This is a genomic window from Dietzia sp. WMMA184, assembly GCF_002441635.1.
In the GTDB taxonomy this organism is placed as follows: domain Bacteria; phylum Actinomycetota; class Actinomycetes; order Mycobacteriales; family Mycobacteriaceae; genus Dietzia; species Dietzia kunjamensis.
Map to the genome: position 1 here is coordinate 1163017 of NZ_NXEI01000001.1, position 25475 is coordinate 1188491.

Annotated in this window: 24 protein-coding genes, 3 tRNA genes and 1 riboswitch; of the genes, 9 read left to right on the forward strand and 18 right to left on the reverse strand. The window is 69.9% G+C overall.

The annotated features are described in order from the left end of the window. Positions 1 to 20: 20 nt before the first annotated feature. The 5 genes from clpX to CK206_RS05365 all read right to left on the reverse strand — a co-directional run bounded on the left by clpX (position 21) and on the right by CK206_RS05365 (position 4539). Positions 21 to 1289, reverse strand: a complete 1269-nt coding sequence (gene clpX / locus CK206_RS05345; protein ID WP_096905794.1) for an ATP-dependent Clp protease ATP-binding subunit ClpX — start codon at positions 1287 to 1289, stop codon at positions 21 to 23. Between the two features lie 146 nt (positions 1290 to 1435). Then, positions 1436 to 2059, reverse strand: coding sequence for an ATP-dependent Clp protease proteolytic subunit (locus CK206_RS05350; protein WP_096905795.1), 624 nt, complete (start codon positions 2057 to 2059; stop codon positions 1436 to 1438). Between the two features lie 68 nt (positions 2060 to 2127). Then, positions 2128 to 2790 (reverse strand): ATP-dependent Clp protease proteolytic subunit, encoded by a 663-nt coding sequence (locus tag CK206_RS05355; protein WP_096905796.1) that lies wholly within the window; start codon positions 2788 to 2790, stop codon positions 2128 to 2130. Positions 2791 to 2999: 209 nt separating this feature from the next. After that, the gene (gene tig / locus CK206_RS05360; protein ID WP_096905797.1) at positions 3000 to 4412 is read right to left on the reverse strand and encodes a trigger factor; all 1413 of its coding nucleotides are present in this window, start codon (positions 4410 to 4412) and stop codon (positions 3000 to 3002) included. A 50-nt stretch (positions 4413 to 4462) separates the two neighbouring features. Beyond that, a tRNA-Pro gene (locus CK206_RS05365) sits at positions 4463 to 4539 on the reverse strand. A 200-nt stretch (positions 4540 to 4739) separates the two neighbouring features. Here CK206_RS05365 and CK206_RS05370 point away from each other — a divergent pair. Further along, a tRNA-Gly gene (locus tag CK206_RS05370) sits at positions 4740 to 4813 on the forward strand. A gap of 310 nt (positions 4814 to 5123) precedes the next feature. Here CK206_RS05370 and CK206_RS05375 read toward each other — a convergent pair. From CK206_RS05375 to CK206_RS05385, 3 genes are read right to left on the reverse strand one after another with little or no spacing between them, the layout of a single operon-like run. After that, positions 5124 to 5957, reverse strand: a complete 834-nt coding sequence (locus CK206_RS05375; RefSeq protein WP_096905798.1) for an Fpg/Nei family DNA glycosylase — start codon at positions 5955 to 5957, stop codon at positions 5124 to 5126. A 6-nt stretch (positions 5958 to 5963) separates the two neighbouring features. Beyond that, complete coding sequence (locus tag CK206_RS05380) at positions 5964 to 6437, reverse strand: ribose-5-phosphate isomerase (protein ID WP_096905799.1); 474 nt, start codon at positions 6435 to 6437, stop codon at positions 5964 to 5966. A gap of 44 nt (positions 6438 to 6481) precedes the next feature. After that, positions 6482 to 7108: a DsbA family protein gene (locus CK206_RS05385; protein ID WP_067719785.1), complete on the reverse strand. Its 627-nt coding sequence runs from the start codon at positions 7106 to 7108 to the stop codon at positions 6482 to 6484. 113 nt (positions 7109 to 7221) lie between these two features. Between CK206_RS05385 and pepN the strand changes: the two genes are divergently transcribed. Further along, entirely contained in the window at positions 7222 to 9825 is a 2604-nt protein-coding gene (gene pepN, locus CK206_RS05390; protein WP_096905800.1) for an aminopeptidase N, read from the forward strand. Positions 9826 to 9858: 33 nt separating this feature from the next. Here pepN and CK206_RS05395 read toward each other — a convergent pair whose 3' ends face one another. Beyond that, positions 9859 to 10470: an HNH endonuclease gene (locus CK206_RS05395; RefSeq protein WP_096905801.1), complete on the reverse strand. Its 612-nt coding sequence runs from the start codon at positions 10468 to 10470 to the stop codon at positions 9859 to 9861. Between the two features lie 282 nt (positions 10471 to 10752). Here CK206_RS05395 and CK206_RS05400 point away from each other — a divergent pair, with 282 nt between their 5' ends. From CK206_RS05400 to CK206_RS05410, 3 genes are read left to right on the forward strand one after another with little or no spacing between them, the layout of a single operon-like run. Beyond that, entirely contained in the window at positions 10753 to 11148 is a 396-nt protein-coding gene (locus CK206_RS05400) for a globin (RefSeq protein WP_096905802.1), read from the forward strand. A gap of 35 nt (positions 11149 to 11183) precedes the next feature. Next, on the forward strand, positions 11184 to 12737 hold the full coding sequence (locus CK206_RS05405; RefSeq protein ID WP_096905803.1) for a glycoside hydrolase family 13 protein: 1554 nt from the start codon (positions 11184 to 11186) through the stop codon (positions 12735 to 12737). Positions 12738 to 12748: 11 nt separating this feature from the next. Continuing rightward, positions 12749 to 13492: an SDR family NAD(P)-dependent oxidoreductase gene (locus CK206_RS05410; protein WP_096907298.1), complete on the forward strand. Its 744-nt coding sequence runs from the start codon at positions 12749 to 12751 to the stop codon at positions 13490 to 13492. Here CK206_RS05410 and CK206_RS05415 read toward each other — a convergent pair. The 8 genes from CK206_RS05415 to CK206_RS05450 form a co-directional block, all read right to left on the reverse strand. Further along, positions 13489 to 14706 (reverse strand): site-specific DNA-methyltransferase, encoded by a 1218-nt coding sequence (locus CK206_RS05415; RefSeq protein ID WP_096905804.1) that lies wholly within the window; start codon positions 14704 to 14706, stop codon positions 13489 to 13491. The two genes, CK206_RS05410 and CK206_RS05415, sit on opposite strands and share 4 nt — an antisense overlap. Next, positions 14703 to 15383, reverse strand: a complete 681-nt coding sequence (locus tag CK206_RS05420; protein ID WP_082924105.1) for a hypothetical protein — start codon at positions 15381 to 15383, stop codon at positions 14703 to 14705. The genes CK206_RS05415 and CK206_RS05420 overlap by 4 nt, the downstream gene beginning before the upstream one ends. Further along, on the reverse strand, positions 15383 to 15868 hold the full coding sequence (locus CK206_RS05425; RefSeq protein WP_096905805.1) for a thioesterase family protein: 486 nt from the start codon (positions 15866 to 15868) through the stop codon (positions 15383 to 15385). Before CK206_RS05425 ends, CK206_RS05420 begins: the two co-directional genes overlap by 1 nt. After that, on the reverse strand, positions 15865 to 16323 hold the full coding sequence (locus CK206_RS05430; protein WP_069389358.1) for a thioesterase family protein: 459 nt from the start codon (positions 16321 to 16323) through the stop codon (positions 15865 to 15867). The genes CK206_RS05425 and CK206_RS05430 overlap by 4 nt, the downstream gene beginning before the upstream one ends. Then, entirely contained in the window at positions 16320 to 16805 is a 486-nt protein-coding gene (locus CK206_RS05435) for a thioesterase family protein (RefSeq protein WP_254050486.1), read from the reverse strand. The genes CK206_RS05430 and CK206_RS05435 overlap by 4 nt, the downstream gene beginning before the upstream one ends. Before the next feature lie 6 nt (positions 16806 to 16811). After that, positions 16812 to 18485 (reverse strand): energy-dependent translational throttle protein EttA, encoded by a 1674-nt coding sequence (ettA, locus tag CK206_RS05440; RefSeq protein WP_067719805.1) that lies wholly within the window; start codon positions 18483 to 18485, stop codon positions 16812 to 16814. A gap of 125 nt (positions 18486 to 18610) precedes the next feature. After that, positions 18611 to 19150, reverse strand: a complete 540-nt coding sequence (locus tag CK206_RS05445) for a single-stranded DNA-binding protein (RefSeq protein ID WP_096905806.1) — start codon at positions 19148 to 19150, stop codon at positions 18611 to 18613. A gap of 168 nt (positions 19151 to 19318) precedes the next feature. Continuing rightward, positions 19319 to 21349, reverse strand: a complete 2031-nt coding sequence (locus tag CK206_RS05450; protein WP_096907300.1) for a cytochrome c oxidase assembly protein — start codon at positions 21347 to 21349, stop codon at positions 19319 to 19321. A gap of 109 nt (positions 21350 to 21458) precedes the next feature. Here CK206_RS05450 and CK206_RS05455 point away from each other — a divergent pair. The 4 genes from CK206_RS05455 to CK206_RS05470 all read left to right on the forward strand — a co-directional run bounded on the left by CK206_RS05455 (position 21459) and on the right by CK206_RS05470 (position 24418). Beyond that, positions 21459 to 21531 (forward strand) — tRNA-Arg (locus CK206_RS05455). A gap of 139 nt (positions 21532 to 21670) precedes the next feature. Next, positions 21671 to 21768, forward strand: a riboswitch (TPP riboswitch). A 48-nt stretch (positions 21769 to 21816) separates the two neighbouring features. Further along, a complete protein-coding gene (locus tag CK206_RS05460) occupies positions 21817 to 22590 on the forward strand; it encodes an ABC transporter ATP-binding protein (RefSeq protein ID WP_254050487.1) in 774 nt (257 codons plus the stop codon). Continuing rightward, positions 22587 to 23366, forward strand: coding sequence for an ABC transporter permease (locus CK206_RS05465; protein WP_096905808.1), 780 nt, complete (start codon positions 22587 to 22589; stop codon positions 23364 to 23366). Before CK206_RS05460 ends, CK206_RS05465 begins: the two co-directional genes overlap by 4 nt. Further along, positions 23363 to 24418, forward strand: a complete 1056-nt coding sequence (locus tag CK206_RS05470; RefSeq protein ID WP_096905809.1) for an ABC transporter substrate-binding protein — start codon at positions 23363 to 23365, stop codon at positions 24416 to 24418. The genes CK206_RS05465 and CK206_RS05470 overlap by 4 nt, the downstream gene beginning before the upstream one ends. A gap of 118 nt (positions 24419 to 24536) precedes the next feature. On the opposite strand, the gene CK206_RS05475 is transcribed toward CK206_RS05470, so the two are convergent. Further along, a complete protein-coding gene (locus tag CK206_RS05475) occupies positions 24537 to 25454 on the reverse strand; it encodes a GlxA family transcriptional regulator (protein WP_254050488.1) in 918 nt (305 codons plus the stop codon). Positions 25455 to 25475 lie beyond the last annotated feature (21 nt).

The following is a 25475-nucleotide window of genomic DNA, read 5'->3' on the forward strand; positions in this document are numbered from 1 at the left end:
GCCTTCTCGCGGGTCCGGTGTCAGGCGGAACGCTCGCGCAGTTCCTCGTCGGAGAAGGGGACGATCGTCGGCAGGACGTTGTCGCGGACCGTCTCACCGGTGACCACCACGCGGGCGACGTCGTCGCGCCCGGGGATGTCGTACATGACCGGCAGGAGGACCTCCTCCATGATGGCGCGCAGGCCACGGGCACCGGTCCCCCGCAGGATCGCCTGGTCGGCCACGGCCTCGAGGGCGTCCTCGGTGAACTCCAGCTCGACACCGTCCATCTCGAACAGCCGGGCGTACTGCTTGACCAGTGCGTTCTTGGGCTCGGAGAGGATGTTGACCAGGGCCTCGCGGTCCAGGCTCGTCACGGTCGCCACGACGGGCAGGCGGCCGATGAACTCGGGGATCAACCCGTACTTCACCAGGTCCTCCGGCATGACCTCGCTGAAGTTGTCGGTCGTGTCGAGGTCCTTCTTGCTGGCGACCTCGGACCCGAAACCCATCCCCTTGCGACCCACGCGGTCGCCGACGATCTTCTCCAGGCCCTGGAAGGCACCGGCCACGATGAACAACACGTTGGACGTGTCGATCTGGATGAACTCCTGGTGCGGGTGCTTGCGGCCGCCCTGCGGCGGCACCGACGCCTGCGTGCCCTCGAGGATCTTCAGCAGCGCCTGCTGGACGCCCTCACCGGAGACGTCCCGGGTGATCGACGGGTTCTCGGCCTTGCGGGCGATCTTGTCGACCTCGTCGATGTAGATGATGCCCATCTCGGCACGCTTGGTGTCGAAGTCCGCGGCCTGGATGAGCTTGAGGAGGATGTTTTCCACATCCTCGCCCACGTAACCGGCCTCGGTCAGCGCGGTGGCGTCCGCGATCGCGAAGGGCACGTTGAGCATCTTGGCCAACGTCTGGGCGAGGTAGGTCTTGCCACAGCCGGTGGGGCCCAGCATGAGGATGTTGGACTTGGCCAGCTCGACACCGTCGCCGCGGCCGAGGGAGGCCCCCACCCGGATGCGCTTGTAGTGGTTGTAGACGGCCACCGCCAGGTTCCGCTTGGCGGCGTCCTGCCCCACCACGTACTCGTCCAGGAACGCGTGGATCTCGGACGGCTTGGGCAGCGTGTCCGGACCCGTCTCCTGCGCATCGTCGACCTCGGACTCGATGATCTCGTTGCACAGCTCGATGCACTCGTCGCAGATGTAGACGCCGGGACCGGCGATCAGCTTCTTGACCTGCTTCTGGCTCTTCCCACAGAAGGAACACTTCAACAGGTCGCCGCTCTCACCTACACGCGCCATGAGTTCTACGTCCTCGCATTCCGGGGGCGCCGATGTCACGCCCCGTAGTCGACGGTACGCGGTGACGGCCGTAAAGCCGACCCCGCGTGATCAGTTCATTGCACCCGACGGCCCACCGCTACCCCCAGCGGCGCGCCGCCGTCGGCTCAGTTGCTCGTCGACAGCTTGCGGTAGTCGAACACGGTGTCGATGATGCCGTAGTCCTTGGCCTCCGCGGCCGTGAGGATCTTGTCGCGATCGGTGTCCTTGCGGACCTGCTCGGCGGAGCGCCCGGTGTGCTGCGCCAGCGTGGTCTCCATGAGGCGACGCATCCGCTCGATCTCCGCGGCCTGGATTTCGAGGTCGGAGACCTGGCCCTGGATGCCGCCGGTGGCCGGCTGGTGGATGAGTACGCGGGCGTTGGGCAGCGCGGCCCGCTTGCCCTTGGTGCCCGCCGCGAGCAGTACCGCGGCGGCCGACGCGGCCTGGCCGAGGCAGACCGTCACGATGTCCGGCCGCACGTACTGCATGGTGTCGTAGATCGCCATGAGCGAGGTGAACGAGCCACCCGGCGAGTTGATGTACATGGTGATGTCGCGGTCCGGGTCCTGACCCTCCAGGACCAGCAGCTGGGCCATGATGTCGTTCGCCGAGGCGTCGTCGACCTGGGTGCCCAGGAAGATGATGCGCTCCTCGAAGAGCTTGTTGTAGGGGTTGGACTCCTTGACGCCGTAGCTGGAGTGCTCGACGAAGGACGGCAGGATGTATCGGGAGGTCGGCATTGAGGTCATCGGTGACTCCGTGGTGGTGTGCGGGGCTGGGTGGGCTGCGGGAGCGCTCCCGTGGGCGGAGGGCTCGATCACGACGGCGAGGTCCCGCCCGTCTGGGACGCACGCGAGATCACGTGGTCGACGAACCCGTACTCCTTGGCCTCCTCCGCGGAGAACCAGCGGTCACGGTCGGAGTCCTCGGTGACCTGCTCGAACGACTGGCCCGTGTGGAAGGCGATGAGCTCGGCCATCTCACGCTTGGTGGCGGCGTACTGCTCGGCCTGGATGGCGATGTCGGCGGCCGAACCACCGACACCGGCCGACGGCTGGTGCATCATGATCTTCGCGTGCGGCAGGGCGTAGCGCTTGCCCTTGGTGCCCGCGGTCAGCAGAAACTGACCCATCGAGGCGGCCAGGCCCATGCCGTAGGTGGCCACGTCGCACTCGACGAACTGCATCGTGTCGTAGATCGCCATGCCGGCCGTCACGGAACCACCGGGCGAGTTGATGTACAGCGCGATGTCGCGGGTGGGGTCCTCCGCCGCGAGCAGCAGGATCTGCGCGCAGAGGCGGTTGGAGATGTCGTCGTCGACCTGGGAGCCCAGGAAGATGATCCGCTCCTGCAGGAGGCGCTCGTACACGGAGTCGCCGAGGGTGAGTCCGTGCGACCCCGGCGAGCTGAGTGCGGGCTGCGTCGAACCGGGCTGAGCCGCTGAACCGTTCTGGGCCACGGGGAACCTACCTTCGCTCATCGTCTTCACCGCTAGCGCGGCGCCCGGCCGACCGGTGGCCGGGGAACCGTTACGTCAAACACTAACCAACACCGACGACGGAACCGTCCCGCCGGGGCGGGTGTTCGCTCTCAGCGTCGGGCCACCAGCATCGTCCGCGGGGGCCACGACGACAGGGCCGGGGCCGCGTGGTGCGGTCCCGGCCCTGTCGGGGGTCGATCAGGGGACGATCAGGCGTCGGAGTCCTTCTCGTCCGCTGCCGTCTCGTCGGCGTCGGACGCGGTCGCCTCGGCGTCATCGGCGCCGTCGGCGGAGTCGGCCTCGACGGTGCCGAAGAACTCGCTGGTGTCGACGACGTTGCCCTCGGTGTCCTTGACAGTGACCTTGCCGATCACGTCGGCCAGAGCCTTGGACCGGCGGACGTCGGAGAACAGCGAGCCGAGCTGACCGGCCTGCTGGATCTGCTGCACGAACTGGTTGGGGTCCATGCCGTAGCGCTGGGCCTGGAACAGGATGTGCTGGGTGAGCTCTTCCTGCGAGACATCGGTCGAGTTCTGCTCGGCGACGGCATCCAGCAGCAGCTGGCTGCGGATGGCGCGGGCGGCACCCTCACGGGTCTCGGCCTCGAAGGTCTCGCGGTCGGTGCCCTCGGCGGCCAGCGCCTGGTCCAGGATGGACGCGTCGCCACCGAACTGGTCGATGAGCTGGTGCATCTGGGCGTGGGCCTCGGACTCGACGACCGCCTCCGGGGTGGGGACGTCGGTGGCCTCCATCAGCGCGTCGAGGACCTTGTCGCGGATCTCGCCCGCGAGGCCGGCCTTGGCCTGCTGCGCGACCTTCTCGGTCAGATCGGCCTTGAGCTCGTCGAGGGTGTCGAACTCGCTGGCCATCTGCGCGAACTCGTCGTCGGCCTCGGGCAGCTCGCGCTCCTTGACGGACTGAACGGTGACGGTGATGACCGCCTCCTTGCCGGCGTGGTCACCGGCGACGAGCGAGGAGGTGAACTCCTTGGACTCGCCGGCCTTGAGACCCGCCGCCGCGTCGTCCAGGCCCTCGACGAGGGTGCTCGAGCCGAGCTCGTAGGACAGTCCCTCGGTGGAGGCTTCGTCGACGGGCTCGCCGTCGACGGTCGCGGCCAGGTCCACCGAGAGGAAGTCGCCCGTGGTGGCGCCGCGCTCGACGCCCTTGAGGGTGCCGAAGCGGGCTCGCAGGTTGTCCAGCTCCGCGTCGACGGCGGCCTCGTCGGTCTCGGGGGCCTCGACGGTGACCTCGAGGTCCTCGAAGGTCGGCAGGGTGATCTCCGGGCGGATGTCGACCTCGGCGGTGAACTCGACGACGTCGTTGTCCTCCAGCTTGGTCACCTCGATCTCGGGCTGGGCCAGCACGACGAGCTCGTGCTCGTCGACGGCCTGGCTGTAGCGCGACGGGATCATGTCGTTGATGACCTGCTCGAGGACCGCCGGGCGACCGATCCGCGACTCGAGGAGCTTGGCCGGGGCCTTACCCGGGCGGAAGCCCGGGATGTTGACCTGGCCGGCGAGCGACTTGTAGGCCTTGGCGAAATCCGGCTCGAGCTCCGCGAACGGCACCTCCACGGTGATCTTGACCCGGGTCGGGTTGAGCTGCTCGACAGTGCTCTTCACGGTGATGTTCTCCTAGGAAGTCATGTGGGGTTCGTGTCTTTCGGCTCCGCTGGTCGGGATGACAGGATTCGAACCTGCGACCCTCCGCTCCCAAAGCGGATGCGCTACCAAGCTGCGCCACATCCCGGTGAGTCGCGCGGCCGACCATCCCGCGATCGTGCACAGGACATCCGCCGGGCCGCAAACCAACTCGCCCAGTGTACGACAGGGCCATCCGCCCGCCGATTCCGACTTGTCGGGCCGGGAGTTGGGAGCGTCGCCACGGTCCGGTAGTGTTATCCGGGCGCGAGCGTGACCGTGGATGAAACGCCAGGTCAGGCTGCCGATGCGGGTGTAGCTTAATGGTAAAGCCCCTGCCTTCCAAGCAGGCTACGCGGGTTCGATTCCCGTCACCCGCTCCACCGGATGCCCTGTCCCGTCAGACACTGACGAGGCAGGGCATCGTCGATTTCACGACCGGAGCTCCCGCAGATGGCGTCTCGCGCAAGCGCCTGCCCGCACCTCCCACAGCCGCTCCCGCGGATGGCGTCTCGCGCGAGCGCCTGCCCGCACCTCCCACAGCCGCTCCTCGGCCCGGCGCCCTGCCCGCACCGCGGTGCGCGCGAGACGCCATGGCGGCGGGCGGCTGCGAAATGCCACCTGCGGGGCCGCAGCCTCCCCGGGCGCGCCGACGCACCCGCTCGGGCAGCTCCGAAAAACGTCCCCGCGGCCTCAGCGCGGTCGGCCCGCCTGGCACGTCGGGCACCAGAAGAGCGTCCGGGCGTCCATCGTCTGCAGGGCGATCTCGTCCCCGCACACCCGGCACGCCCAGCCGTCGCGCTGGTAGACGTAATTGCGCGGTCGATCGGCTCCCCGGCGGGGTACGTCGCCGTGGTCGTGCTCGGGACGGATCGTGTGGATGGCGCCGGTCTCCACCCCGACCTCCATCAGCGTCACGAGGTCGTCCCAGAGCGCCCGGAACTCCCCCTCGCGCAGCTCCACCCCGGGGAGGAACGGGCTGATCCCGTGCCGGAAGAGCACCTCGGCGCGGTAGACGTTGCCGACGCCGGCCAGCACCTTCTGGTCCATGAGCAGCGCACCGATCGTCCGCGCGCTACGACTGATCCGCGCCCACGCCCGATCGGGATCGGCCGCGGGGTCCAGCGGGTCCGGGCCCAGCCGATCTCGTACGTCTGCGACGCCCGCCTCGGCGATCACCTCGCAGCGGGTCGGGCCGCGCAGGTCGACGACGTGGGCGGGCCCGTCCCCCGCCGTCGCGCCCACCCGCATCCGCACCTGCCCGACCGGGGCGGGCGGGTCCTGCCCCTCGGGGACGAGGTGCGTGTCGAAGAACCCGTACAACCCCAGGTGGACGTGGACCGCGAGGCCGCCCTCGTAGTGGTGGAAGAGGTGCTTGCCGACGGCCGTCGCGCGGTCGAAGTACCGGCCGTCGACGCTGACGTGGTCGGCGAACCGCCCCTGCGGGCTGGACACACGAACGGGCCCGCCTGCGAAGTACTCGGTGTGCAGGCGGGCCAGCCGGTGAAGGGTGTGCCCTTCAGGCACGGGGACTCAGGCGCCGGGGACGGGCGGGGCCTCGTGGGTGGCCTCGTACTCGGCGAGGATGTCGATGCGCCGCTGATGACGCTCGACCCCCGACCACTCCTGGTCGAGGAAGGCGTCGACGATCGCGAGCGCCTCCTCCTCCGAGTGCATGCGGCCCCCGATGCCGATGAGCTGGGCGTTGTTGTGCTCACGCGCCAGCCGCGCGGTCTCGACGCTCCACGCCAGGGCGCAGCGGGCGCCGGGGACCTTGTTGGCCGCGATCTGCTCGCCGTTGCCGGAGCCGCCGAGCACGATCCCGAGGCTGCCCGGGTCCGCGACGACCTTGGCTGCCGCGTCGATGCAGAAGGCCGGGTAGTCGTCCTCGGCGTCGTAGGTGTGGGCGCCGCAGTCGACCACCTCGTGCCCGGAGGCCTTCAGGTGCTCGGCGATGGCGTTCTTGGTCTCGAAGCCGGCGTGGTCCGCCCCCAGGTAGATGCGCATGACCGCGATTCTGCCACGCGCGACCGCGACCCCACCCCCGGGTCTCAGTCGAACTGCGGGTCCTCGGTACGGCTTCGCTTGAGCTCGAAGAAGTACGGGTAGTCGGCGAGCATGGCGGCGCCGTCGAAGACCTTGCCGGCGTCCTCGCCTCGCGGGATGCGGGTGAGGACGGGACCGAAGAACGCGGTGCCGTCGACGTGGAGGACCGGGGTCCCGACCTCGTCGCCCACCGGGTCCATCCCACGGTGGTGGGAGGCGCGCAGCTCGTCGTCGTACTCGTCGGTCCCCGCGGCGGCGGCGAGGTCGGCGTCCAGGCCTGCAGCCTGGAGCGCCTCGGTGATCACGGTGGGGTCCTCGATGCCGCGGCCCTGATCGTGGATGCGGGTGCCCAACTCGGTGTACAGCGTCCCGAGGACCTCCGGACCGTGGAGCTTCGCCGCGGCGATGGCCACGCGCACCGGCCCCCAGCCGCGCTGCATCAGTGCCGTGTAGTCCTCGGGCAGGTCGCGACCCTCGTTGAGCACGGACAGGCTCATGACGTTCCACGTCAGAGAGATGTCGCGGACCTTCTCCACCTCGAGGATCCAGCGGCTGGTGACCCACGCGAACGGACACAGCGGGTCGAACCAGAAGTCGACGGAGCGGGTGGCGGACCGGGTAGTTGATGTCATGACCCCATCCTCCCCGTCTCCGGCGGCCGCCGCCACTGCGGCCGCCTCGGCTCCCCGCCGGGTGGTAGGACTGGTGCGGTAGCCGAACCCCCACCGAACCGAGGTCCTCACCGATGCGCTCGCTCAACCTCACCCGCGCCGACGCCGCCGCCCGGTCGGAACTGCTCGCCGTCGAGTCGTACGACGTGGAGATCGATCTCACCGACGGCCACGGCAGTCCCGGGACCGACACCTTCCGTTCGCGCACCGTGGTGCGGTTCTCCTGCTCGCGTCCGGGTGCGGAGACCTTCATCGACCTCCGCGCGGCCGTGATCCGGTCGGCGACCCTGAACGGCCGGGAACTGTTCCCGGCCCCCGGCGACGAGCGGTACGACGACGAGGACGGCATCACCCTGCCCGACCTGCAGGAGAACAATGAGCTGATCGTGGACGCCGATCTGGCGTACACCACCACCGGTGAGGGCCTGCACCGGATGGTCGACCCGGCCGACGGGGAGGTCTATCTCTACTCGCAGTTCGAGACGGCGGACGCCAAGCGGGTGTTCGCCTGCTTCGACCAGCCCGACCTCAAAGCCCGCTACACCCTGACGGTGACCGCGCCCGAGCAGTGGGTGGTGGTGGCCAACACCCCGGCCCAGGAGTCCCCGGCCCCCGGCGGTGGCGTGGTGCACCGCTTCGCCCCCACCGAGATCATGTCGACGTACCTCGTCGCCCTCATCGCGGGCCCGTACCACGTGGTGGAGGACGCCTACACCGACGAGCACGGCACCATTCCTCTACGCCTGCTGTGCCGGGCGTCGCTGGCGGAGTTCCTCGACTCGGAACGCCTGTTCGCCGAGACCAAGGAGGGCTTCGGCTTCTACCACCGTGAGTTCGGCCTGCCGTACGCGTTCGGCAAGTACGACCAGATATTCGTCCCAGAGTTCAACGCCGGTGCCATGGAGAACGCCGGTGCCGTGACGTTCCTCGAGGACTACGTCTTCCGCTCCCGGGCCACCGGCTACCGCTACGAACGGCGCAACGAGACGATCCTGCACGAGATGGCCCACATGTGGTTCGGCGATCTGGTGACCATGTTCTGGTGGGACGACCTGTGGCTCAACGAATCCTTCGCCACGTTCGCCTCGGTGCTGGCCCAGGTCGACGCGACGCAGTACACGGACGCCTGGACGACCTTCGCGATCGTGGAGAAGTCGTGGGCGTACCGCCAGGACCAGCTGCCCTCCACACACCCCGTCGCCGCGGACATGACCGACCTGGAGACGGTGGAGACGAACTTCGACGGGATCACCTACGCCAAGGGCGCCTCGGTACTCAAGCAGCTCGTGGCCTATGTCGGTCGCGAGCCGTTCCTGGCCGGTCTGCGCGCGTACTTCGCCGACCACGCCTTCGGTAACGCCCGGTTCGACGACCTGCTCTCCGCACTGGAGGCATCGTCGGGGCGCGACCTGTCGGGCTGGGCCGACCAGTGGCTACGCACGACCGGCATCAACCCGATCTCCGTCGAGGTCACGACAGGTGGCGACTCCCGCACGATCGACGACCTGACCGTGGTCCAGGGCCCGGCGTCCCCGGGCGCCGGCGAGCTGCGCACCCACCGGCTCGGCGTGGGCCTGTACAGCCGCGACGGGTCCGGTGCGATCGTGCGCACCGAACGGGCCGAGCTGGACATCTCCGGTGAGCGGACGCCCGTCGCCTCGCTCGCCGGGCAGCACGTGCCCGATCTGATCCTGCCCAACGACGACGACCTGACCTACTGCTCGGTCCGGCTCGACGAGCGGTCCCTGGCCACCGTCCTGGAGTCGCTCGAGGACGTCGCGGACCCGCTGGCGCGGACGCTGTGCTGGTCCGCACTGTGGGAGATGACGCGGGAGGGGCGCCTGCCGGCCCGCCGGTTCGTCGAGGTCGTGGCCCGGGCCGTGCCGCGTGAGTCCCACATCGGCGTGGTGCAGAGGGTACTCACCCAGGCCCAGACAGCCCTGGCCCGGTACGCCGACCCGGACTGGGCCGCCGCCACCGGCTGGAAGACGTTCTCCGCGGCCATGCTCACCGCGGCCCGCGACGCCGAGGCGGGGTCCGATCACCAGCTGGCGTTCCTCACCGCCCTGTGCGCCTGCCCCATCGGTGTCGATCAGGGGCGCGTGCTCGCCACGCTCCTCGACGCCGGAGCCGACGAGGCGGGACTGCCCGGCCTCGTCGTCGACACGGACCTACGCTGGACCGTGCTCACCGCGCTGGTCGCCGCCGGCGCCGCGGACACCGACCGCATCGAGGCGGAACTGGCCACCGACGACACCGCCGGCGGAGCCCGGCGGGCCGCCACCGCGCGTGCCGCCCGCCCCACCGTCGGAGCCAAGGAGGAGGCCGAGCAGCTGCTGCTGGAGACCGGTGCCGACGCCCCCACCAACGCGATCGTGCGCGCCACGCTCCTGGGTGTCGACCTGCCCGGTCAGGAGCACCTGCTCACCGGCCTCTGCGAGCGCTACCTGGACGACGTCACTGCGCTGTGGAGGGCACGACCCGGCGATCTCGCCCAGACCGTCGCCGAGGGGCTCTTCCCGTCCTGGGCGGTGGACCGCGACACCGTCGAGCGTTTCGAGCAGGTCGTCGCGGACGAGACCCACCCGTCGGCCCTCCGGCGGATCATCGCCGAGCAGACCGCCGACATGGTCCGGGCTCTGGACGCCCGGGCCGTCGACGCGGCCGAGGCCGGCTGACCGGCCGGTCGGCCGGGCGGCCACACCGGTCGGTCAGGCGGCGTCGAGGTAGAGGTAGTCCTCCCAGTGCGGGCCGATCTCCCGCAACTGGGAGACCAACCGCCAGGTCCGGCCCCGCGGCGCGGCGAGGGGCACCCGCAGCTCCCAGCCGAGCTCGGAGAGCAGCTTGTCGGCCTTGCGGTGGTTGCACGGCGCACAGGAGGCTACGCAGTTCTCCCACCCGTGCGCTCCCCCGCGGCTGCGCGGGATGACGTGGTCGACGGTGGTGGCCTTGGCGCCGCAATAGCCGCACCTGTGGCCGTCGCGGTGCATGAGCGCCGCGCGGGTCATGGGGACCTGCGAGCGGTACGGGATCCGGACGTATTCGCGCAGTCGGATCACCGACGGCACGCGGATCGCGGTGTCCACCGAGCGGACCAGGAGCTCGACCGGGTGGTCATGGACCACGTCGGCCTTACCGCCGATCAACATCACCACCGCGCGGCGGGCGGGCAGGGCCGTCAGGGCCTCGTAACTGGCGTTGAGCAGCAGGACGCGCGGGGCGGAAGACAGCGGGACGTGCCGGTCCGGGACCGGTTCCAGCCGGGAGGGGGATCGTGAACCCCGTTGTCGGTACTCCGTGTTCTCGCGCACTGCAGTGCCCATGGTCGGTCTCCGCTCGTCTGCCCCGAGCCCAGTGCATCAGCCGTGTCCGGGCTCGTCGTGAACCTCGCCTGCCACGATGATGCACCTTCGGTGAACACTTCGTGCGGCTAACGCGTAGCAGAAGGTGGCCGACCCCGCCGGTTCGGCCCGGCGGGCGGGCGGATCCGGGTCGCCGTCGCGGGATCTCGTCGTCGTCGTCCCCGGGGGGTCCGGCCACCACCGCCCACCCGTCACCACCTGCCCAGGGGCCCCACGAGCGCCTGGGCAGGCATGATGGGAGGCATGAGCAGCAGCACCTTTTATGACGAGATCGGTGGAGCGGAGACGTTCCGGAAGATCGTCCACGAGTTCTACCGCCGGGTGGCGGGCGACCCCGTGCTGCGCCCGATGTACCCCGAGGAGGACCTGGGGCCGGCCGAGGACCGCCTGCGGATGTTCCTCGAGCAGTACTGGGGAGGGCCCACCACCTACTCCGAGCAGCGCGGGCACCCGAGGCTGCGGATGCGGCACAACCCGTACGTCGTCGACCGCGCCGCCCACGACGCCTGGCTCACCCACATGCTGGCCGCCGTGGACACGATCGACCGCGAGACGCTGGACGACGAACACCGGGCCGCGCTGGTCGACTACCTCACCCGCGCCGCGGCAATGATGGTCAACACCGCGGAGATCGGGTGAGGCCTCCCTCCCACGCGACGCGCCGGTGGGAGGACATGGTCCTCTACCAGATCTACCCGCGGTCGTTCGCCGACTCCGACGGCGACGGCGTCGGTGACCTGCAGGGCGTGATCGACCGCCTCGACCACCTGGACCATCTGGGCGTCGACGGGGTGTGGTTCTCCCCGATCATGCGCTCCCCCGGCGCCGACCACGGATACGACGTGTCCGACCCGCGGGACGTGGATCCGCTGTTCGGCAGCGTCGACACGCTGCGTGAGCTCCTCGGGCGGCTCCACGCCGCCCGCAAGGTGCTCATCATGGACCTGGTGCCCAATCACACCAGCATCGAGCACCCCTGGTTCGCCGCCGCGGTCGCCGCCGGACCGGGCAGCCCGGAACGCGCGCGCTATCTCTTCCGGGACGGCCGCGGCGAGGACGGCTCCGAACCGCCGAACAACTGGCCGTCGGTGTTCGGCGGACCCGCCTGGACCCGCGTCACCGAGCCCGACGGCACGCCCGGCCAGTGGTACCTCCACCTCTTCGCCCCCGAACAGCCGGACCTGGACTGGACGAATCCCGAGGTCGCCGACGATCTCGAGCGGACCCTGCGGTTCTGGCTGGACCTGGGGGTCGACGGCTTCCGGATCGACGTGGCCCACGGGCTGGCCAAACCCGACGACCTGGCGGACCTACCCGACGACGTGGAGATCGCCCAGCTCGTCGTCGACCCCCGCGACGCGCGCTGGGACCGACCCGGCGTCCACGACATCCACCGACGGATCCGCCGCGTCCTCGACGACTACCCGGGCGCCGCCGCCTTCGGCGAGGTGTGGGTGGGACCGACCGAGCGGTTCGCACGCTACCTCCGGCCCGACGAGCTGCACTTCGCGTTCCACTTCGCCCTCACCGGCGCCCCGTTCGACGCGCGCGCCCTGCGCGAGGCGATCGACTCCACGCTCGAGGCCGCACGGGTCTCGCGGGCGGCACCCACGTGGGCGCTGTCGAACCACGACGTCGTCCGCGAGGTGACCCGGTACGGCAACGGGGCCGTCGGCACCGCCCGGGCCCGCGCCATGCTCCTGGTGACCCTCGCACTGCCGGGGATCGCGTTCCTCTACAACGGTGCCGAGCTCGGTCTGCCCAGCGATTTTGCGATCCCCCACGATCGGCTCACCGACCCCACCTGGGAACGCACCGGCCACGCCGAGATGGGCCGTGACCACTGCCGCGTGCCGATCCCGTGGGAGGGCGACCGGCCCCCGTACGGGTTCTCGACCGCCGACGACACCTGGTTGCCGATGCCCGAGGGATGGTCGCACCTCACGGTCGTCGCCCAGCGGGAGGACCCCGACTCCGTGCTGTCGCTGTACCGGACGGCGATCGGGATCAGGCAGTCCTGGCCGACGGCGGACACGGAAGCGATCGTCTGGGAAAGTGAACTTGACGGGTGTCAGGCGTTTCGGCGCGAAGGCGGCGGGATCCTGTGCATGATCAACACATCCCCTCGGACGGTGCCCCTGCCCGACGGCGAGATCCTCCTCGCCTCCGGCCCACTCGACGGGAGGGATCTGCCACCGGACACCGCCGTGTGGCTGCAGGACTCCTGAAGGGCTTCGACGTGCGACTTTCCGACAAGACCGCGATCGTCACCGGCGGTGCCGGCGGGATCGGCCGCGGCATCACCCGTGCGTTCGTCAAGGAGGGCGCCAACGTCCTCGTGGTGGACATCAACGACGACGCCGGGGACGCGCTCGCCGCCGAGCTCGGTGAGCAGGTGCGCTACCTCCACTCGGACATCTCGGTCGAGGCCAACGCCGCATCGATCGTCGCGGCCGCCGTGGACGCGTTCGGGCACCTCGACGTCCTGGTCAACAACGCCCACGCGTCCCGACAGGCACCACTGCTCGAGACCACCGGCGACATGATGGACCTGTCCTTCTCCACCGGCTTCTACCCGACGTTCTGGCTGATGAAGGCCGCGCACCCGCATCTGGCAAGGCGGGACGGGTCGGTGATCAACTTCGCCTCCGGCGCCGGCATCGACGGCAGCCCCACCCAGGCGTCGTACGCCGCGGCGAAGGAGGCGATCCGCGCGATCAGCCGGGTGGCCGCCAACGAGTGGGCGCGCGACGGGATCAACGTCAACGTCATCTCCCCCCTCGCGCTCACCGAGGGCGTGGAAGCCTACATCGAGGCGAACCCGGGGATCGAGAAGCGGCTCCTGTCCGGCACCCCGATGCGCCGTTTCGGGGATCCCGAGTCCGACATCGGCCGGGTCGCGGTCTTCCTGGCCAGCGACGACGCGTCGTACATGACCGGCCAGACGATGATGGTCGACGGCGGCGGACTAATGCTCCGCTAACCGTCGTCGGAGCCGACGCGCAACCTCGGCACCAGCACGTCGCGGACCGTCTCGGGGTTGCGTTCGACCACCACCCAGCGCCGGCCCAGCGCACGGGCCGCGACCGCCGTGGTCCCGGACCCGGCGAACAGGTCCACGACCAGTTCGCCGGGGTCGGTGGCCAGTTCGACGACCCGCCGCATCAGCGCTTCCGGCTTGGGGGTGCGGAACCCGTCGACCCCGGCCGCCCTCAGTTCGGCTCGCGCGGTGTCCGTCGAGCCGACCTCCTGGGACAGCCAGATGGTCTTGAGCTTCTTGATCCGACCCGCCTCGAACCGGTCCCGTTGGTAGATGTCGACCCGGGGTCCCGAGCGACCCTTCACCGTCCGGCACACCAGGTCGCCGACGCGTTCCCGCGCCCGCTCTCGCGACCACCGCCACACCGCAGGGGTGAGATCGCCGAAGACCGGGAGGATCTCTTCCAGTCCCCCGCCCGGTTCCACCGACACCTCGCCGGTGACCGGGTCGCCGTAGAGTGGGTACGTCATGGTGGGCGTGGTCCGCGGGTTGAAACGCTTGTTGGTGTTGCGCAGCGGTAGGAGCCGGAAGCTGACCCCGTCGACGCCCCGGTGCGGGAAGTCCGCCGGATCGACCGCCGAGGCCACCCCGCCCGCCAGCCGCACGTGCTCGGGGTCACGGGCGTACACCATCAGACGGTCGTGCGAACCGGCGAAGAAGCGGTCCAGTTGCCGTCCCTTGGGGTTACTCTCCACCGTGAGGTCCGCGATGAACGCGTCGGCGCCGAAGATCTCGTCGAGCAGGCAACGCACCCGGTGGGCTTCGGCGTCGTCGAGGTGTACCCACACGGTTCCGGTCTCGGCGAGCAGGTCGCGGGCCACCACGAGCCGGGTCTCGATGTAGTCGAGCCACTCGTGGCGCGGCATGTTGTCGTGGTAGGCGTCGAACCGGCCCCCGCGGTTGTACGGCGGGTCGAGGTAGACCACCTGCGCGGCGCCGCAGGGCGCGAGGCCGTGCGCGTCCAGCGCGTCGTGGGCCTCGGCGATGCGCGCGCCGTCGCCGACCAGCACGGCCCCCTCGGCGACGAACCCGGCCCCGTCGGCGCGATCCGCGTCGCCGGTGACGAGGGCCTCGATCCGCGGGACCGGTCCGTCGGCACCCGAGGCCGCGGCGCGGCCCCGCCCGGGCCAGGAGATGGAGAAGTCGGGAGCGGTCACCGCAGTGGTTCGAGGGTGAGGGAGTCGGTCCGGCGGAACACCGTGCCGTACCGGGCGTCCAGGCGGAGCCAGGCGCCGCGTTCGCTCACGCGGACCGGCTCGCCCTCCGGGGCGGAACCGGCCTTCTCCGGCACGAACCCGCACATCACCATGGAGAACACCGTCCGCATGTCCACGCCGACGGGGTGGGCGGTGTCCGCTCGGACGGTGAGGGCCACCTGGTCGAGCAGCGACGGCGGCAAGCCGGCGGGCCCGGCGTTCTCCCGCGCGGCCTCCCGACCCGACCGGGTGAGGTCGAGCAGCACCTGGGCCGGCACGTCCTCGACGGGCTGGAACCCGTCGGCGGGCGGCAGCAGTCCCTGCCATGCCGAGAGGAGCGGCATGCCGGGGTCGATCCGACCGTCGATGTCTCCGCGCGGCAGGACGTCGAGTTCGGTGAGCAGGTGGTCCGCACCTGCCACGACGTCGCCGCCGGGGCAGTCGCCGCCGAGTCCGCGGACGACCAGTGCCCCGAAGGGGGTGCGGGCCCACACGCGCATCCGGCCCCCGGCCCCGGAGGTCAGCCGCACCACGGCGGCCTCGTCGAGGCGGAGGATGCGCCGGAGGAGGGTGCGCAGGTCGTCGCGGTCGGCGGGGTCGGGCACGCGGATCATCCCGGCGTCCGGTCCGGGTGCCATCACGCCGGGTCCTCGTGCCGGAACTCCAGCAGGTAGTCGCGCTCGGCGCGCGTGAACCGGCGCGGGCGCTGGGTTGCCAAGTCGAACGCGGCGATGGTGGCTGTGCAGTCCACCGCGGGCGGCGCCGAGTCCGGCGTCATGCGGCCGCGGACCTCGTGCCGGGCCACGAACATCGCCCCGCCGACCTTCTCGCACCACATGCGCACGCGGATGGGGCCGTCTGCGTGCTTGACCTGGCCCCGGTACTTCACCGCCAGGTCGGTCATCACCGCACCCGCGGTGAGCGTCGCGGTGGGCATGCCCTCGGAGAAGAGCCACGGGATCCGCGCCTCCTCGATGAGCGTGACCATCCGGGCGTGGTTGACGTGGTGGTAGAGGTCCTGGTCCGACCACCGGACCGGCATCGCCGAGGTGAACACCCTGCGGCCCGGCTCTCCGGACACGCCCAGGGGGCCGCCGGTCTCGTAGACGAGCTGGTCGGTCACGTGGCGGGCCCCTGGTCGGTGATCGCCGCCGGCTGTGAGGCCGCCTCCAGCACGTTGCGGACACCGGAGGGAATCTCCACCGCGGTCGAGGTGGAGGAGTCGTAGGCGACCATGACCACCCGCAGCGTGCAACAGATCTCGCCCGCCGCGTCCAGGATGGTCTGGCGGATCTGGTACGACGTGGTCCCTACGTGTTCGACGTCGATCTCCACGTCCACCGAGGTGGAGTCACGCAGGACGGGCCGCAGGTGGTCGATCTCGGTGCGCCGCACGACCTGTGGCAGGTTGCCCAGGCCGAACGGTCCGAATCGGCTGCGGATGAACAGGATCCGCGCCTCCTGCGCGTACTCGAGGTACTTGATGTTGTTGACGTGGCCGTACTGGTCGAAATCCGCCCACCGCACCTGCAGGGTGCAGCGGAACGTTCCGGCGTCCACGGCGTCGCGCATGGTCATCCCGCCTCCTCCCGGTCCCCGAGCAGCGCCGCGCGCTCCTCGGGGGTGATCTCCAGTGTCGTGGTCTCGTCAGCCGCGGTCACCACCATCACGGTGTCGACCACCGCGCAGGGCTCGGCACCGGTCGACTCGGAGCCGATCGAGGTCCGCATCGTGAACGAGGTGCGGCCCACCCGCACCACCTGCACGTCCACCCACACCTCGGGCACGCCCATGGCGATGGTGCGGCGAAAATCGATCTCCATCCACCGCGCCAGCGCGATCGGCACCCGGGAGCCCGGCACCCCGAACTTCTCGCGGAACCACATCAGGCGGGCGTCCTGCGAGAACTCCTGGAACCGCACGTTGTTGACGTGCATGCCCACGAAGTCGGAGATGCGCAACGGGATCCGGACCCGGTGCACGGCCCCCGCCACGGTGGCGGCCCCGGGTGAGGTTCCGGTGGTCGGGGCGTCCGAGCCCTGGGTGGTCGGCGTGGCCATCTGCGGTCAGTCCCTGGTGAGCTTGCGGTGCGTGACCCGGTGCGGGCGGGCCGCGTCGGGGCCGAGACGCTCGACCTTGTTCTTCTCGTAGCCCTCGAAGTTGCCCTCGAACCAGTACCACTGCCCCTCGTCCACGTTGCCCTCCCAGGCGAGGATGTGGGTACAGGTGCGGTCCAGGAACCAGCGGTCGTGCGAGATGACCACGGCGCAGCCCGGGAAGTCCTCGAGTGCGTTCTCCAGGCTGCCCAGCGTCTCGGTGTCGAGGTCGTTGGTGGGCTCATCGAGGAGGATCAGGTTGCCGCCGACCTTGAGCGTCAGCGCCAGGTTGAGGCGGTTGCGCTCACCACCGGACAGGACGCCGGACTTCTTCTGCTGGTCCGGGCCCTTGAAGCCGAAGGCGCTGACGTAGGCACGCGAGGGCATCTCGTTCTGGCCGACCTCGATGTAGTCGTTGCCCTCGGAGACGACCTCCCACACCGACTTCTCCGGGTCGATGTTGGCGCGGTTCTGGTCGACGTAGCTCAGCTTCACCGTGTCGCCCACCTTGACGGTGCCGGAGTCCGGCTCCTCCAGGCCCACGATGGTCTTGAACAGCGTCGTCTTACCGACGCCGTTGGGGCCGATCACGCCGACGATGCCGTTGCGCGGCAGCGTGAACGACAGGTCCTTGATGAGGACCCGGTCGTCGAAGCCCTTGGTCAGCTTGTCGACGTCCACCACCACGTTGCCGAGCCGCGGCGGCGTGGGGATCTGGATCTCCTCGAAGTCGAGCTTGCGGTGCTTCTCCGCCTCCGCGGCCATCTCCTCGTACTTGGCCAGACGGGCCTTGGACTTGGACTGGCGCGCCTTGGCACCGGAGCGCACCCACTCGAGCTCGGCCTTGAGCCGCTTCTGCAGCTTCTGGTCCTTCTTGCCCTGGACCTCGAGGCGCTCGGCCTTCTTCTCCAGGTAGGTGGAGTAGTTGCCCTCGTAGGGGTGCAGCTGACCGCGGTCGACCTCACAGATCCACTGCGCGACGTGGTCGAGGAAGTACCGGTCGTGTGTGACGGCCAGGACGGCGCCGGGGTAGGCGGCCAGGTGCTGCTCCAACCACAGGACGGACTCGGCGTCCAGGTGGTTGGTGGGCTCGTCGAGCAGCAGCAGGTCGGGCTTGCTCAGCAGCAGCTTGCACAGCGCCACCCGACGCGCCTCGCCACCGGACAGGTTCGTCACCGGCGAGTCGCCCGGCGGGCAGCGCAGGGCGTCCATGGCCTGCTCGATCTGGGAGTCCACGTCCCAGGCGTCCACGGCGTCGAGCTGCTCCTGCAGCCGACCCATCTCCTCCATGAGCTCGTCGGTGTAGTCGGTCGCCATCTCCTCGGCGACCTCGTTGTACCGACGCAGCTGCACCATCGTCTCGCCGAGGCCGTCCTCGACGTTCTCCTTGACGGTCTTGGACTGGTCGAGCTCCGGCTCCTGCAGCAGGATGCCGACGGTCGCCTCGGGATCGAGGAACGCCTCGCCGTTGGAGGGCTGGTCGATCCCGGCCATGATCTTGAGGATGGAGGACTTGCCGGCGCCGTTGGGGCCCACGACGCCGATCTTCGCACCGGGGTAGAAGGACATCGTGACGTCGTCGAGGATCACCTTGTCCCCGTGCGCCTTGCGTACCTTCTTCATCGTGTAGATAAACTCGGCCATTCTACCCTCTCACCTGCGCATATAGTTCACTTCACCGCGGGTCGGCCGCGGGCACGACCCCCATGTTACGTGTCCGCCCGCGGCCCCGGCGTCCGCGGCGGACGCCGGCCCCACCCCCGGGAGCATCAGGCGCCGGCCGCCCCCACGAACTCGCCCGCCTCGCTCTGCTCGGACCCCGGCTCATCCGGGTCCAGCGACCCGAGCGCCATGGCGTCGGAGTCCTCGGCCGCTCCCCGCAGGCCGCCCTCGTCGACGCCCGCCCCGTCGACACCCGCCCCGTCGACGCCGGCCCCCTCGACCGGGGCGTCCGTCCTGGCGCGGCGCACGGTGACGTCCATGCGGGACAGGTCGGGCCCCACGGCGCTGACCCGCATCTCCAGGTCGCGCATGATTCGACCGTCGCGTTCGTACTCGTTGGTGAGCAGCCGACCGTGCAGGATCACGCCGTCGCCCTTGCACAGTGCGCCGGACGCCCGTTGCCCGAGGCGTCCCCAGCAGTTGGCCGAGAAGTACAGAGTGCCGCCGGTCTTCCATTCGCCGGTGAGCCGGTCCTGGTAGCGGCTGTTGCTGGCCACCCGGAAGGTGAACACCTGGTCGTCGCCCACTCTCCGGGTGGTGGGGTCGGTGATCACGGTTCCGCGGACGGTCGTGTGGGTCTCGTTCATGGGGTCACTCCTGTCACGTTCGGCCGACCGTGCGTCGGCCTCGTGACTTGCAGCGTGCCCCACCTCGTCGTCGTCACCCCTCGTTCCCACCGCCCGCGGTGGCCGCCCTGTGGAGGGGGGCGGGGGTGTGGAAAACCGGCGCCTGTGACGACGACGAGGTGTTCGGGGTCAGGGCCGGCGGTCGGCGCGGGACATCTCCCGGAGCATCTCGTTGTAGGCCTTGAGCTCGGCATCGTCGTCGCGGTCGGCCTGCCGCTCGCCGCGCCGCGCCTCGCGCATGTCGCTCTGGTACCACTGCCACGCCAGGGCCAACATGACGATCACCAGCGGGATCTCCCCCGCCGCCCACGCGACGCCACCGCCGACCTGCTGGCTCTGCAGCAGATCCGGGATCCACGGCAGGCCGATGCCCGAATACCAGGGCTCGGCCAGCACGGTCTTGGTGTTCATGAGCAGGATGCCGAAGAACGCGTGGAAGGGCAGCGAACTCAGCAGGACCATGAGCTTGTACATCGGCGAGAAGTGCCGCGGCGCGGCGTCCACGCCGATGATCACCCAGTAGAACAGGTAGCCGCTGATGAGGAAGTGCACGTTCATGAACATGTGGCCCAGGTGCTCCGAGGCCAACGTCTGATAGAACCCGCCGAAGTAGATGAGGTAGAAACCGGCCACGAACTGCACCGACGCCACGATCGGGTGGGTGAGGAAGTGCGAGAGCGGGTTGTTGATGAACTCGACCAGCCACTCGCGGGGCCCGGGCGGGTTGCCGCGGCCGGCGGCCGGGAGTGCGCGCAGGGCCAGTGTGAACGGGCCGCCGAGCGCGAGGAGGACCGGCACCAGCATCGAGATGAGCATGTGGCCCACCATGTGGCTGGCGAAGTCGGCCATCATGTACATCCCCATGCCGGAACTGGTGGTGAGGAAGAGGATCACGCAGCCCGCCACCCAGAACGCGGTGCGGCTCAGCGGCCAGGCGTCCCCGCGGCGGCGCAGGCGCACCAGGCCCCAGAGGTACAGGCCGAGCAGGATCACCGCGGCCAGCCCCAAGACCAGGTCGAAGCGCCAGGTGCCGAAGACCGTTCCGAACGCGAAGGGCCCGGGCAACTCGAAGCCCAGTAGCGCCTCCTGCCTCGTGGGCACGTACAGCGGCGCCGGCGGCGGGGTGCGGCCGAGAGAGACCGACAGACCCAGGGTGCCGGCCATGACGACGGCCTCCACCACGATGATCCGCAGCAGCGTGGGCCGGTCGACCGGCGCGTTGGCCCCCGTCGACTCGATCTTGGCGATGATCCGGCGGCGGATCGCCAGACCGAACAGCGCCAACAGGCACAGCGCCAACGCCTTGGACACCACCAACAGTCCGTAGGTGGAGGTGAGAAGGTCACCCGGGTGCAGGCGGACGAGCGCGTTGATCACGCCCGTGAACCCGAGGGCGACGATCGCGACCGTCGCGACCACCGAGTAGCGGCGCAGGGCCAGGGCGACGCGCGAGCCGCCGCGCCACGTGTGGATGATCAGCGCGACGAGCCCACCCACGTAGAACGCGGCGCCGAACAGGTGGATCATCAGCGAGTTGGTGGCCAGGTCGTGCGCGGTGCTGCCGGACGCGTGGCCCGTGGCCGCCACCGGAAGCAGCGACAGCAGGGAGACGGCCAGCCAGATGACCGACCATCGCCAGCTCAGCGTGAGCCGCTGCCCGATCCCGGCGACCAGCGCGATGATCGCCGCCCAGCGCCACGAGGACGCGATGTCGATCTGGTTGATCGCGACCAACCACTGGTCCGGCGGGAGCGACTGGAGGAAGGTGCGCCCGGAGACGTCCGACAGGGTCAGCGGGATGAGCAGTGCCGCGGCGATCGCCCAGGCGATGTTCGCCCACGACGAGATCTGCTGCATGCGGTAACCGTCGACGTCGAGGGTCTTGTCCTTCTGCGGCGGGGTGAAGAACGCCGCGAACAGCGCCGCCCCCACGGCCACGGCGGCGAGGAGCTCGGCGATCGACCGGACCGCCGGGAGGCCGGCCGTGGTGAGCGGACCCGGATCGGGCACGCCCACCAGCTCGAGCGCCACCTCGGCGGACATGGCCGACAGTGGGATCACCACCCCGGCCGCCACCGCCGCCAGGAGCAGTACCAGGGCGACGATGTTGCGGGTTCCGAACCGCCCGGCGGTGGCGGGGGCGGTCTTCGACGACGTCATGACCACCATCGTAGGAACCGCGGCGCCCCCGGGCCGATTCGCCACTGTCGGACCCACCCCCCGGATCGGTTACCATTCTCCCGGCGACGCCCCACGCGCGCGTCGCCAGGCCTCCGTAGCTCAGTGGATAGAGCATCCGGTTTCTACCCGGCTGGTCAGGGGTTCGAATCCTCTCGGGGGCGCACTCACGCCGACACGGGCCGGCAATCCGCTCTCCACTGACGGCGGCCCGCCCGCGCCTCGCTCCAGCCATGGACGCACATCAGATCCCGAGACGTGCCGGTGGTACGTTCGGACTTCGAGCTGATTCGCAAGATCAGCATCGATGACACGGGGTGCCCCTACCGAACGGGGCTGAGATCACACCCGCTGAACCTGAACTCGTTCACACGAGCGGAGGGATGTCAGATGCGCTGGCATGGGCTTTCGTGAGCCGCCCAGGAACCACGGCAGTGGCGTTAAATGGATTGGGACACACCTATCCGGGCGCGCTCCGCCCGGTTCTCGCAGACCTCAACCTGTCCGTTCCGGTAGGCGAGCACATCGCCGTTGTCGGACGCAGCGGATGCGGTAAGTCGACGCTGCTGTCGGTGATCGCCGGCCTCGTCGAACCGACCACCGGGACCGCCGCCGTCCTCGATGACCGCCGGCCCGCACGACGCCTGGAGTCCTGCGCGTTGATGCCCCAGGGCGACAGCCTGTTGCCCTGGCTGTCCCTGCTCGACAACGTCGCGATCAGTCTCCGCAACCAACGAGTGCGCCGGCGCGTGGCCCGATCCGAGGCCCAGCGCATGCTGGACCGTGTGGGACTGGGCGCCTGGTCCGATGCCCGTCCCTCAGCTCTCAGCGCGGGCATGCGCCAGCGCGCCGCTCTCACGCGGGCTCTGCTGGCGCGCAAACCCGTGCTGCTGGCCGACGAGCCGCTCGGTGCGCTCGACGCGATCACCCGTGCGGAGGTCCAGCAGTGGCTCCGCGACACCATCACCCACACCTCGGCCACCCTCGTCATGGTCACGCACGACGTCGATGAGGCGCTGCTCCTCGCCGAACGCGTGGTCCTGCTCGCACGACACGAGCCCGACGCCCCGGCGCGTGTGGTCTCCACCTGGCCGGGATGGTTCGGTGACGACCGCCCCCGCGAGGTCCTCCTCGGCGACGAGGACTTCGCCACAGCTCGCCGGGAAGTGCTCCAGGCCCTGGCCCGGGAATCCCACCTGACCGGAGGCGGCACCGCCCCATGACCGTGCGATTCCTCCGCTCCGCCGGCCCTGCCTGCGTCACGCTCCTGCTGGTCCTCGCCGCGTGGATCACGGTCACCACGCTCGAGCTCGTGCCCGAGTACGTCATTCCCTCACCCCTCGCCGTGCTCGACTCGCTCGTATCCACCTGGCCCGACCGGCTGGGCTCGGCCACATTGCTGACCGCCACGGAGACCGTCGTCGGGGTGGTCCTCGGAGTGGTCGTCGCGGTGACCGTGGTCGTCATCAGCGGATTCGTGCCCGCCGTCGGTCAGGCCATGACCCCCCTGCTGGTCGCCTCCCAGGCCATCCCGGTCATCGTGATAGGCCCACTGTTGACGATCTCCCTCGGCTACGGCATGGCGCCGAAGGTCATCGTGGTGGCCCTGCTGTGCTTCTTCCCGGTCGCCCTCAATCTCCTCTCCGGAATCCGCTCGGTCGACGCCCGGATGATCGACACCCTGCGGAGTCTGCACGCCACCAGGTGGTCGCTCTTCTGGCGGGTGCGTCTGCCCTTCGCCGCGCCTCGCGGCTTCGCCGGGCTGCGCGTCTCGGTCACCTTCGCGCCGGTGGCCGCCGTCTTCGCCGAGTACACCGGCTCCACCAACGGCCTGGGCTACCTCATGCTCCAGGCGATCCCCCGGCTCCAGACCGATTTCGTCTTCGCCCAGGTGGCGGTGCTGACGATCATGTCCAGCGTCCTCCTCGCCAGCGTGACCATGCTCGAACGCCTGATCTGCCCGTGGAACACACCCACCGGGGAAAGGAACCCATCATGACGGACACACGACCCAGCAGGATCCGGCGCCGGACTCTCACGCGCCCCGGCGCCCGCATGCTCGCGATGGTGGCCGCAGCCGCGGTGGCTCTGACCGGCTGCCAGGCATCCTCGGACAACGCCGAGCCAGGCGAGACCGGCGCCGCCCCGGTCAGTGTTCTGCTCGACTGGAGCCCCAATCCCGACCATGTGGCCCTGTACACCGCGCAGCACACCGGCACCTACGCCGACGCCGGCGTGGACGTGACGTTCACGACGCCGTCCAACACGGCCGACGCCGCCCGGGAGGTGTCCCTGGGGCGGGTCGACCTGGCCATCTCCTACGAGCCCGACACGCTCATCGCCCTCGAACAGGGACTCGACGTGATCTCGGTCGCGGCACTGATCCCGACGTCCTTGACCTCCCTGATCGCCAGGACGGAGTCCGGCATCACCTCCGCAGCCGATCTGGAGGGCAAGACCGTGGGGTTGTCGGGGCTGGCCTCCCAGGAACCGACCCTCGACTTCATCGCCCGTGAGGCCGGAATCGATCCTGACTCGATATCCACCCCCAATGTGCAGCAGAGTCTCAACCAGTCGCTGCTCACCGACCAGGTGGACGCGATCTTCGGGGCGTTCCGCAACATCGAAGGCGTGGAACTCGGCGCCCGGGGCGATGTCGAGATCATGCCGGTCACCGAACTCGGGGTGCCCGACTACGCGGAACTGGTGATCATCGCGAACCCGAACCGGCTCGCCGGCGACGCCGACTATGCCGAGCGCGTGGGCGACTTCCTCACCGGAACCGAGGCCGGGCAGCAGGCCGCGTTGGCGGACCGCCGGATTGCCCTCGAGTCCCTCATCCCGGTGACCGAGGGCTCCTACGAGCCCGACATGCTGGAGAAGATGATCGACGCCACCCTGGCGCTTCTACCCGAGGAGGATTTCGGGCGGCAGACAGCCCGGGACTGGGCGGCCTACGCGTCGTGGATGCATGACAACGGACTGCTGGAGACCGAGGTCGACGGCGCCGCCGCCATGACCAACGACTACCTGCCCCTGTCCGGCGGCTAGATGGTCTGGTCACGCAGATCGTGGCCATGACGTCTGCGGCCGCGTTCCGCACCGGGCAGGCGCCGCCCTACCGGTCGGGACGCGTCCGCATGGTCCGGGGCGACGGGCCTGGTGGAACTCACTCCTGCGCCTCCCCGAACCGGGCGCGGTAGGACGACGGTGTCGTCGAGTACTTCCCGTCGAAGTTCTGCCGGAACGTCACCGCGCTGCCGAACCCGCAGTCGCGGGCGATGTCCTCGATCGAGCGGGTCGTGGTCTCGAGCAGCGTCCGCGCGTGGTCGAGCCGACGCGACAGCACCCATCGCCCGGGGCTCGTGCCGGTGGTCGCGCGGAACTTCCGGGCGAAGCTGCGTCTGCTCATGCAGGCGTGTCCGGCGAGGTCGTCCACCGAGAGTGGCCGGTCGAGATTGGCCAGTGCCCAGTCGATCGTCTCCCTGACCTCCCCGTCGTCTCCCCCGTCGGGAACCGGCAGTTCCACGTACTGCGCCTGGTCACCCTCGCGGTGCGGCGCCACCACGATCCGGCGGGCCAGCACGGCGGCCTTCGCGGCACCGAGCCGGGATCGGACGATGTGGACGCACGCGTCGAGCGAGGCGGCCGTCCCCGCGGAGGTGATCACATCCCCGTGGTCGATGTACAGGTCGGACGAGCGGACGTCGACCGCCGGGTACCGCAGGGCGAGCTCCGCCGCACCCTCCCAGTGGGTGACGACGGTACGACCGTCCAGCACTCCGCTCGCGACCACGGGATAGGCACCGAGGCACAACCCCGCCACCAGGCTGCCCCGGGAATGGGCGCCACGCACGATCGATAACAGGCACGGATCCCGGTCGGGGAGTTCCGGAGACCATGAGGGGAAAACCAGTATGTCGGCCTGCTCCGCCGTCGCGGGCCCGTCGAGGTCGCCGAGCACGATCCCCTCGGCGGTGTTGACGTCTCCGCCGTCTGTGCTCCAGGTGTCGACCTGCCACCCGTCCGCGAGTCCGAGCCGGGTCACCTCGCCGAAGACGAGGAGGGGCGCCGCGAGGTGGAACATCGTGATGCCCGACGCCTGGGT

Coding starts and splice junctions, on each gene's coding strand:
- CK206_RS05445 (WP_096905806.1), bottom strand. CDS start 19,150: ATGAACGAGACCCACACGACCGTCCGCGGAACCGTGATCACCGACCCC.
- CK206_RS05430 (WP_069389358.1), bottom strand. CDS start 16,323: ATGACCATGCGCGACGCCGTGGACGCCGGAACGTTCCGCTGCACCCTG.
- CK206_RS05350 (WP_096905795.1), bottom strand. CDS start 2,059: ATGACCTCAATGCCGACCTCCCGATACATCCTGCCGTCCTTCGTCGAG.
- pepN (WP_096905800.1), top strand. CDS start 7,222: ATGCGCTCGCTCAACCTCACCCGCGCCGACGCCGCCGCCCGGTCGGAA.
- clpX (WP_096905794.1), bottom strand. CDS start 1,289: ATGGCGCGTGTAGGTGAGAGCGGCGACCTGTTGAAGTGTTCCTTCTGT.
- CK206_RS05470 (WP_096905809.1), top strand. CDS start 23,363: ATGACGGACACACGACCCAGCAGGATCCGGCGCCGGACTCTCACGCGC.
- CK206_RS05450 (WP_096907300.1), bottom strand. CDS start 21,349: ATGACGTCGTCGAAGACCGCCCCCGCCACCGCCGGGCGGTTCGGAACC.
- CK206_RS05420 (WP_082924105.1), bottom strand. CDS start 15,383: ATGGCACCCGGACCGGACGCCGGGATGATCCGCGTGCCCGACCCCGCC.
- CK206_RS05395 (WP_096905801.1), bottom strand. CDS start 10,470: ATGGGCACTGCAGTGCGCGAGAACACGGAGTACCGACAACGGGGTTCA.
- ettA (WP_067719805.1), bottom strand. CDS start 18,485: ATGGCCGAGTTTATCTACACGATGAAGAAGGTACGCAAGGCGCACGGG.
- CK206_RS05405 (WP_096905803.1), top strand. CDS start 11,184: ATGGTCCTCTACCAGATCTACCCGCGGTCGTTCGCCGACTCCGACGGC.
- CK206_RS05465 (WP_096905808.1), top strand. CDS start 22,587: ATGACCGTGCGATTCCTCCGCTCCGCCGGCCCTGCCTGCGTCACGCTC.
- CK206_RS05400 (WP_096905802.1), top strand. CDS start 10,753: ATGAGCAGCAGCACCTTTTATGACGAGATCGGTGGAGCGGAGACGTTC.
- CK206_RS05435 (WP_254050486.1), bottom strand. CDS start 16,805: ATGGCCACGCCGACCACCCAGGGCTCGGACGCCCCGACCACCGGAACC.
- CK206_RS05475 (WP_254050488.1), bottom strand. CDS start 25,454: ATGTTCCACCTCGCGGCGCCCCTCCTCGTCTTCGGCGAGGTGACCCGG.
- CK206_RS05385 (WP_067719785.1), bottom strand. CDS start 7,108: ATGACATCAACTACCCGGTCCGCCACCCGCTCCGTCGACTTCTGGTTC.
- CK206_RS05355 (WP_096905796.1), bottom strand. CDS start 2,790: ATGAGCGAAGGTAGGTTCCCCGTGGCCCAGAACGGTTCAGCGGCTCAG.
- CK206_RS05380 (WP_096905799.1), bottom strand. CDS start 6,437: ATGCGCATCTACCTGGGGGCGGACCACGCCGGCTTCGAGACCAAGAAC.